This window comes from Hallerella porci (genome assembly GCF_003148885.1).
Lineage (GTDB): Bacteria > Fibrobacterota > Fibrobacteria > Fibrobacterales > Fibrobacteraceae > Hallerella > Hallerella porci.
Map to the genome: position 1 here is coordinate 19,478 of NZ_QGHD01000032.1, position 8,986 is coordinate 28,463.

At 42.8% G+C, this 8,986-nt stretch carries 7 protein-coding genes and 1 tRNA gene; 3 read left to right on the forward strand and 5 right to left on the reverse strand.

The window, feature by feature from the left end; all coding sequences use genetic code 11:
• Positions 1–3,594, forward strand: a complete 3,594-nt coding sequence (uca, locus tag B0H50_RS11400; RefSeq protein WP_109587762.1) for an urea carboxylase — start codon at positions 1–3, stop codon at positions 3,592–3,594.
• Positions 3,595–3,702: 108 nt separating this feature from the next.
• Here uca and pheS read toward each other — a convergent pair whose 3' ends face one another.
• The 5 genes from pheS to B0H50_RS11425 all read right to left on the reverse strand — a co-directional run bounded on the left by pheS (position 3,703) and on the right by B0H50_RS11425 (position 6,966).
• The gene (pheS, locus tag B0H50_RS11405) at positions 3,703–4,725 is read right to left on the reverse strand and encodes a phenylalanine--tRNA ligase subunit alpha (RefSeq protein WP_109587763.1); all 1,023 of its coding nucleotides are present in this window, start codon (positions 4,723–4,725) and stop codon (positions 3,703–3,705) included.
• An 89-nt stretch (positions 4,726–4,814) separates the two neighbouring features.
• A tRNA-Leu gene (locus B0H50_RS11410) sits at positions 4,815–4,898 on the reverse strand.
• A 40-nt stretch (positions 4,899–4,938) separates the two neighbouring features.
• Positions 4,939–5,634: a hypothetical protein gene (locus B0H50_RS11415; RefSeq protein WP_146193750.1), complete on the reverse strand. Its 696-nt coding sequence runs from the start codon at positions 5,632–5,634 to the stop codon at positions 4,939–4,941.
• Between the two features lie 34 nt (positions 5,635–5,668).
• Entirely contained in the window at positions 5,669–6,175 is a 507-nt protein-coding gene (locus tag B0H50_RS11420) for a hypothetical protein (RefSeq protein ID WP_106198447.1), read from the reverse strand.
• Entirely contained in the window at positions 6,175–6,966 is a 792-nt protein-coding gene (locus tag B0H50_RS11425; protein ID WP_106198446.1) for a hypothetical protein, read from the reverse strand. Before B0H50_RS11425 ends, B0H50_RS11420 begins: the two co-directional genes overlap by 1 nt.
• Positions 6,967–7,038: 72 nt before the next feature.
• On the opposite strand from B0H50_RS11425, the gene B0H50_RS11430 reads away from it, so the two are divergent.
• Together B0H50_RS11430 and B0H50_RS11435 are read left to right on the forward strand one after the other, a co-directional pair.
• Positions 7,039–8,091, forward strand: a complete 1,053-nt coding sequence (locus B0H50_RS11430; RefSeq protein ID WP_158275919.1) for a toxin-antitoxin system YwqK family antitoxin — start codon at positions 7,039–7,041, stop codon at positions 8,089–8,091.
• Positions 8,092–8,180: 89 nt separating this feature from the next.
• Entirely contained in the window at positions 8,181–8,936 is a 756-nt protein-coding gene (locus B0H50_RS11435) for a Fic family protein (protein ID WP_109587766.1), read from the forward strand.
• Positions 8,937–8,986: the final 50 nt, after the last annotated feature.

Consider the following 8,986-nt stretch of genomic DNA (forward strand, 5'->3'; position numbering starts at 1 on the left):
ATGTTTAAGAAAGTTTTAATTGCAAACCGCGGCGAAATTGCGTGTCGCATTATTCGCAGCTTAAAAGAAATGGGAGTTAAATCCGTTGCGATTTATTCTGACCCCGATGAAACTGCGGCTCACGTTTTAATGGCGGACGAAGCTGTTCGCGTAGGAACTTCTCTTGCAAAAGATTCTTACTTAAATGTGAATGCCATTTTAGACGCCATCAAAAAAACGGGCGCCGAAGCGGTGCATCCGGGCTATGGATTTTTAAGTGAAAACGCAGACTTTGCAAAAACTCTCGAAGAAAATGGAGTCGCGTTTATCGGGCCTACGCCAAAGCAACTTGTTGATTTTGGTTTGAAGCATAGAAGCAAAGAGCTCGCCGCAGAATTTAATGTGCCTCTTGTTCCGGGAAGTTCTTTGCTCAAAGATGTTGAAGAAGCTTGCGCTTGTTCTAAAAAAATTGGCTATCCTGTTATGCTGAAAAGTACCGCAGGCGGTGGCGGCATTGGTATGTGCATTTGTCATAGCGAAAATGAACTTCGCGAAAGTTACGATCGCATTAAACGCTTAAGCGAAAACAATTTTAAAAATTCGGGATTGTTTGTTGAAAAATATGTGGAGCGTGGCCGCCATGTTGAAGTGCAAATCTTTGGCGATGGCAATGGACACGCTGTCGTTTTGGGTGAAAGAGATTGTTCTGTTCAACGCAGAAATCAAAAAGTGATTGAAGAAACTCCTGCGCCCAACTTGCCCGAAGAAACGCGCAAAAAATTACACGAAGCTGCAAAGCGTTTAGCCGAAGGCGTCAAATATCGCTCGGCGGGAACCGTTGAATTTATTTACGATGCAAAAGATGACAAGTTCTATTTCTTGGAAGTGAACACGCGTTTACAAGTGGAACACGGCATTACCGAAACCGTTTTCCATGTGGATTTAGTGCGTTGGATGATTGAACTTGCCGCAGGAATTTGCCCGTTTACTATCGGCGAAAAATTTACGCCGCAAGGTCACGCGATGGAATTTCGTGTGTACGCCGAAGACCCTGGGAAAAATTATCGCCCATCCAGCGGCCTTTTAACCGAAGTGAAATTTCCAGAAAACGTGCGCACCGATACTTGGGTGAGTCGCGGCACAAATGTTTCGGCGTTTTATGATCCGTTACTCGCCAAAGTGATTGTCAAAGGCGATGACAGAATTGACAACATTGAAAAAGCAAAGAAAGCTTTATCCGAAGTAAAACTTTGTGGCTTTGAAACGAACATCAAACTTTTGCAAGATGTGCTTTGCATGGATGATTTTGTTTCGGGAAAAGTTTCCACTTGGATTTTAAACGATTACAAATACGAAAATAAAACCTTTGAAATTTTAGCGCCCGGTTTACAAACGACTGTGCAAGATTATCCTGGCCGCTTAAATTATTGGGACGTAGGCATTCCGCCTTCAGGGCCGATGGACAATTACAGTTTCCGCTTAGCCAATAAAATTGTCGGAAACAAAGAATGTGCAGCCGGAATTGAAATGACACTTTCGGGATGTTCCATTTGCTTTCACACAAGTACGGTGATTGCTTGGACCGGTGGAAATTTCCCCGCAAAATTAAATGGCGAAATTTGCCCGAAGAATACTCCCGTAAAAATTTCTGATGGCGATGTTTTAAAATTTGGCATTTCAAAACTCGGCGATCGCGCTTATTTAGCGATTCGCGGCGGCATTGATGTGCCAGAATATTTAGGCTCTAAATCGACCTTTACTTTGGGCGGCTTTGGCGGTCACGGCGGACGCGCTTTATCCGCAGGGGATATTTTGCACATCGCAAATGAAATCGACGGTGAAACTCAAATTCCCAATGAAAATGCTTTGCCTGAAATTTCAAGCGAATGGAAAATCGGTGTAATTTATGGCCCGCACGGCGCTCCCGATTATTTGACAAACGAAGACATTCAAGAATTTTTTAATGCCACTTGGGAAGTGCATTACAATTCTTCGAGAACAGGAATTCGTTTGATTGGACCGCAACCAAAATGGGTTCGCGCAGACGGTGGCGAAGCGGGATTACATCCGTCGAATTTGCACGACAACGCCTACGCAGTGGGAACTCTTGATTTTACAGGCGACATGCCGATTATCTTAGGCGTCGATGGCCCAAGTCTCGGCGGCTTTGCTTGCCCCGCAACAATTGTTTCCGCAGAACTTTGGAAAATGGGACAATTAAAGAGCGGCGATAAAGTTCACTTTGTTCCGATTACCGCAGAACTTGCCGAAGACATTCGCCTTGCTCGAGAAGAAAATTTATCGAACATTGCCAATGCAAAAGCAAAAATTCCCGAATTAAAATCTTGTGAATTGACAACGCCGATTATCGCAGAGTTCCACAAAGAAAATGAAATGGAACATGTCGTCGTGCGCGCCGATGGCGATGATTATGTGCTGCTTGAATTTGGCCCGAATCAAATCGATTTAAGGCTTCGTTTTACTGCGCATTCTTGGATGCTTTTAATCAAAGAGCAATTAAAAGAATTCGTCATCGATGTCACACCAGGAATTCGTTCTGTACAAATTCACTACGACATCAAAAAAATTCGCCAAGGTGAAATGCTCAAAAAATTAAAAGAAATGTCTGAGCATTTAAAGAAGAACAAAGTCACCAAAGTGAAAACGCGCACAATTCATTTGCCGCTTTCGTGGGACGATCCGCAAACAAGACTTGCGATTCAAAAGTATGTGACGACAGTTCGTCCAGGCGCTCCTTGGTGCTGCCCCAATAACATTGAATTTATCCGCCGCGTAAACGGGCTCGATTCTATTGACGATGTAAAACGCATTGTCTTTGACGCCGATTATTTGGTGATGGGACTTGGCGATGTTTACTTGGGAGCTCCAGTCGCAACGCCGCTTGATCCAAGGCACAGACTTGTCACGACAAAGTATAATCCTGCGAGAACGTGGACGCCCGAAAACGCTGTAGGCATTGGCGGCGCTTATATGTGCGTCTATGGCATGGAAGGTCCGGGCGGTTATCAATTCGTCGGACGCACCGTGCAAATGTGGAATCGCTTTAACAAAACATCCGATTTTACTTTGCCGTATTTGCTTCGCTTCTTTGATCGCGTGCGTTATTACGAAGTTTCTGCCGATGAACTTTTGCAAATGCGCAAAGATTTTATCGCTGGAAAATTCCACGTAAAAATTGAAGAAAGCGAATTTGACATTCAAGAATACGAAAAATTCTTGAAAGAAAATGAAGACTCAATTCAAGCATTTGAAACCAAGCGCAAGCAAGCTTTTGAAGATGAAAAAAATCGTTGGATTCAAAACGGTCAATTCACTTTTGAAAGTCACAGCGCCGAATCGGCTCCCGTTGCCGAAATCACTTTGGCCGAAAACGAAGAGGGCATTTACTCGCCAGTTTCGGGAAGCCTTTGGAAACTCGTCATCGATAAGCCAAATACAAAAGTGAAAGCCGGTGAAACTCTTGCCATCTTAGAAAGCATGAAAACAGAAATCCCCGTCGTCGCAGACGAAGATGTTCTTGTCACGCAAATCTTTGCAAAAGTTTCTACCGAAGTGCGCTCGGGGCAATGCTTGTTTGCCGTAAAACCTCTCTAACACACAGCCTCCCGAATTGGGAGGCTTTGCTCGTTTTAAAATGAAAATTGAACTTTTTTAAAATGAAAAAGACTCTCTTGCGAGAGTCTTTTTTGAAAAAATTTTCTCTTAGAATTGAGAAAGGAAACGCTGATCGTTCGAAGTGATGAGCCCGATTTCGGGAATGGCGTGGCGCAACATCGCGATGCGATCCAATCCAAAACCAAAAGCAAAGCCCGTATATTTTTCGGGATCAATTCCGCAATTCTTAAAGACATTCGGATCGACAGAACCGCAGCCGCCGATTTCCATCCAGCCGGTTCCTTTGCAGCGCTTGCAGCCTTTGCCGCCGCAGAAAACGCAGCTCACATCCATTTCGGCAGACGGTTCCGTAAACGGGAAAAAACTTGGACGGAAACGCGTCTTCACGCCTTCGCCAAAAAGTTTATTCATAAAAATTTGCAGAACGCCTTTGAGCTGAGCAAAAGTAATCGTTTCATCGACGACAAGACCTTCGCATTGTTGGAACATCGGCGCGTGAGTGGCATCGTTGTCCACGCGGAAAACGTGACCCGGAGCGATCATCCGGAAAGGCGGCTTGTGCGTTTCCATGTAGTGAATTTGTGTGTCCGAAGTTTGCGTCCGAAGCATCACCTTATCGCCCAAGTAGAATGTATCTTGCATGTCGCGGCTCGGATGATCCGGCGGCGTATTCAACGCTTCAAAGTTATACCAATCGGTTTCAATATCGCGGCCAGAATCTACGGCAAATCCCATCTGACTAAAGAAGTCGATAATTTCTTCGCGGACATCGTAAACGGGATGCGTTGAACCCGCAGGAATTCCATTTCCCGGAAGGCTAATGTCTGTCCAACCTTTTTCCAATTCGGCAGCGAGCGCTTTTTTCTTTGCTTCTTCGAGCGCTTTATCAATTTTTTCGGAAACGGTTTGCTTCAAATCGTTCACGAGTTTTCCGAATGCGGGACGTTCTTCGGCGGGGAGAGTCGCCATCTGTTTCATCATCCCGGTGATTTGGCCTTTTTTACCGAGCCATTTGACGCGAAGCGCATCAACAGCTTCTTTCGAATTCAAATCGGTTTGGGCGAGTTCCGCTTCAAACTGTTCACGGACTTGGGAAATGCTTTCGTTCATAGTAATCAAAAATTAGAAAAATTCAAACTCCGTTACGCACGCGGAGAAAAAACTCCAATAAAAAAGTCCCGTTCTAAGAACGAGACTTATGCGGGTGAAAGGACTTGAACCTTCATGTCCTTGCGAACACTAGAACCTGAATCTAGCGCGTATACCAATTCCGCCACACCCGCAAGTGTGTGTGGGCAATTTTAAAAAATTACGCAGACTTTGTCAAGGGATAAACTCTTGGATCCACTCGGCGCGATGAGTCGTCCACCATGACCAATCGTGTTCACCGTTTTCGTCAAAATGAATACGGCATTTTTTGACGCCAAGCGCTGCACAAAATTTTTCCATCCAAGGAAGAGTTTGATTTCGCGGATAAAGTCTATCGGAACCGCCTTGCAAAAATGTCCACGCGCCTTGACGAATTTTTGGATCTTGCGCTAAATTTTTGGCGTCCGCCACCGCAGACAAATTCGTGCTCACGAGAAGCCTTGAACGAATGGAACGCTTGCCATAAAGCGTGTAGCCTGCAATACCGAGTCCGCCGTCCGAAACGCCGACAAGTGAAACCGAATCGATGCGAATGTGAAAACGCATTTCTACCGAATCCAACATTTTATCGACGGCCAAAAGCGCATTATTCGAAAGCCAATGATTTTCTTTGCACGCAGAAACGCTAATCGCAATCGCTTCTGATTTTGATTTTTCTAAAAAGGGAACGAGCGCGTTTGCGGCTTCATAACCTTTTGCGCATTTCGCACTTTGCATTCCCCCGTGAAACCAAACATAAACTTTCGGCTGTCTTACTTTTTTCAAATGAAAAACGGCGGCGGGGCTTTGAAAATTTTTCACGGCAATGAGAATGGAATCCGCAGAAAATTTCGGCAACTGCGGTGATTGTTTTGCAAAAATTGTCGCCACGAAAAAAAGAAGAATGCAAAAAATTTTCATCGTTTTATCGTCTATGGCGCAATGCGCGGCGCAGCGCTAAAAAAGCAAGGAATAAAAGGCCGCAGTCAAAAATCGCCGCCCAAAAAAGAGAACGCAAATGAAAATCGCGAATTTCTTCGGAAGCGAGCGTACCGTCGTTTCCAGCAATTCCGGTCACCACCCATTCGGAATCCGAGATGCGAACGCCGCGGACTTCAATCGGCGCAGGCATTCCTGTTTCCGACCAAAACGTAATCCATTGTTTTAAAAGATTTTCTTCGCTCCCGGGCAAGGCGAGCATAAAAACGGCATTCTTATCGCCGTTCAAATTGAAAAATGTTTTGTCCAAAAGGGGAACGTGAGAACCGCTCCATCCGCGGACGAGAGAAACCGAAGAAATTTTTCCGTAGAAAATATCTTCATCGCCGCCAATCGATTTGTAAAACGGAAATGTTTGCACAAAAAGATACGACGCCAAGAAACAGAAAAAAGCTGCGAGCGCAAGAAAAAGAATGCGAATCGAATGCGTCATTATTTCCTCGAACGGACAACAAAGAAAAGGGTGAACAGCAAAAGCACAATCGAAATTAAATAGAAGACTTGCTGAATCCAAAATTTCATTTCGCGATTTTGCAGCGATTGCATTTTAAAAGCCTGCAATAAATTGTCGCAGCGCACTAAAGATTCATCGGAATCGATGCGATTCCAAAGTGCCGTCATCTCGGCATTTTTTTCTAAAAGTTTTATGAAGCGGATTCGCAAAGAATCGGGCAATTTTTTCATTTGCAAAGAATCGGGAACGACGGCAAAACCCATTCTTGCCGAATCGATTTGCGTGACCAAAGGTTCTGCGAAAATGACATTCCAACGATTTAATGTTTTTAAAAGAATTCCTGCGCTGTCCAACCATTCCACTCTCTGCGGAATATAACGATTGACCGAAGCGACCCAACCGATAGCTGCATTTTCAAAGCGTTCAAATTCGCGTTCTTCGGGCATCCACGTTACCGAGCGCGCATTTTCCGAAGCCGCATAAACAGAAACCGCCGTTTCTCGCAAACCGCGCAACGAAGACATTAACGGCGCCGGATCCGTTTCGGGAGCGATGCGAACGCGTTCCATTTTTTGCATAATTCGCGACGCAAAAAATTTGTAATCCGAAAGAGTTTCGATGTAGCGATTATAAACTTCTTGTTGCTGTTTTTGCGAAAAATAAAACAACACTGTTAACGCAAGAGTTAACAGCAAAATGCCCCAAACAAGAGGCGTATTGATTCGGCTTCGTAAAATTTCGCCGATCGAATGGAATTTATCTCCAGCCATGTTTTGAAATTACCTTTTTTCTAAGTTGTAGATATGCTGAAATTTCAAAATATCCCATTTTTTGCCCTTGCTATGGCCTTTTTCATCGGTTGCGGCGAAGCAGACATCCGCGAAACGAAACATTACAACGGCATTCGCAAAACTCAAGTCGCTTATAAAAATGAAAAACCGCACGGAGAATTTAAACGGTGGACTTCTCACGGCGACTTAGCCGAATCGGGAATTTACAAAAACGGTTTACGCGAAGGCGAATGGACAGAATGGTTCACCGATGGAAAAGTTCTTTCGCGTGGCAATTATGAAAACGGAAAAAAGGAAGGAATCTGGAAAGGATTTTTTCACGATGGAAAAATTGCTTGGGAACATGAATTCAAAAACGATGAGCCCGCAGGAATTTGGACAGAATTTTATGCATCGGGAAATCTCAAAGAAAAAAGTTCGTGTTTTAAAAATACAGAAAAAGGAACGCGCGAAATTTTTGGGGAAAACGGGAAAAAAGAATTTGAAGAAAATTGTCGCCATGGAATTTTACACGGCGAACAAAAAAAATATTATCCCGGCGGCGCATTGGAATCGGTTTCGCATTATCGCGATGGAACTCTCGAAGGTTCCGCAGAACTTTTCCGCGCAAGCGGTGAATTATGGCGCAAGTCTTTTTATCATTTAGGAATTCGCGAATCGCTTTGGACTTATTATGCAAAAGATGGAAGCGTTGAAAAAACAAGTATTTTCAAAAATGGAAACGGCATCGCTTACGGAGAATTAGGAAATCAAGGAATTGATGCGGAGACAACTTTTGTCAACAATCGAATTCAAGATACGCTGCATTACACTCTTCCTGAGCGCAAATTAAAATTCGAAGAAATTTGGCAAAACGATGAAAAAGTCAAATTGATTGCGCGCTACGCAAAAGGCAATCGCTTAGCGACCGAAGGCAATTTTAAAAATGGAAAGCGCAATGGATTTTGGCGAAATTGGTACGCCAACGGAAAATTGAAAGACAGCCTTTTTTACAAAGACGACGAACCTTTTGGCGAACAGCTTTATTATGATTCCACCGGAAAATTATACATGCGTAAAAGTCAACAAGGATTAAACGGCCCGACGCAAGTGCAATTTGAATAGAATGATGCAGAAAGAAGAGGTTTTTGCATAATTTTTATATATTTATATGCAGAAATGGCAACTAATCTGCATATAAAAGGCGAATTTTTATGCATAAATATGATTATTCTTTTTTGGAGAATGGACTTCTTCCGGCTGAATTGGTAAACATCAGCTTTTCTATTTCATCGTTGAAAACCGCTGCTGAATTTCGAAAAGCAGATTATGCAACGATTTTTACTGAGTTAGAAAATGTTGCTAAAATTCAATCGGTTAAAAGCTCGAATGAAATGGAAGGAATTGTTACAAGCGATGAACGAATTGCGCAAATTGTTTCTCAAAATAGTCGCCCTTTAAATCATAATGAGCAAGAGATTTCGGGCTATCGCGATGTTTTAAATGCAATTCACGCCAATTTTCAAAATTTAAAATTCAATGAAGAAACAATTCTTTCATTTCATAAAACTTTAATGTCTTATACAAATTCTGAATTTGCAGGAATTTATAAAAAAGACGACAACTTAATTTTAGAAATTGATTCTTTAGGAAATCGCAAAATTCGTTTTGCTCCTGTTTATGCTAGTGAAACAAAAAAAGCGATGAAACAACTTTTTTTGGCGTATATGGAAGCTTCATCGAATTCAAATATCAATCAGCTGCTTTTAATTCCTTGCGTGATTTTAGACTTTTTGTGCATTCATCCTTTTAAAGATGGCAATGGAAGAATTTCAAGATTATTGTCGCTTTTACTTTTGTACAAAAATGGATTTGATGTCGGAAAATTTATTTCATTTGAAGAACAAATTAACAAAAATAAAAATGAGGCATCATCAATATGTGTGGTAGCATTTAGGCAGCCTTGCTAGATGATTCTCTCGATTCCGATTCCCATTCGTAGGCTATCTTTACATCGACA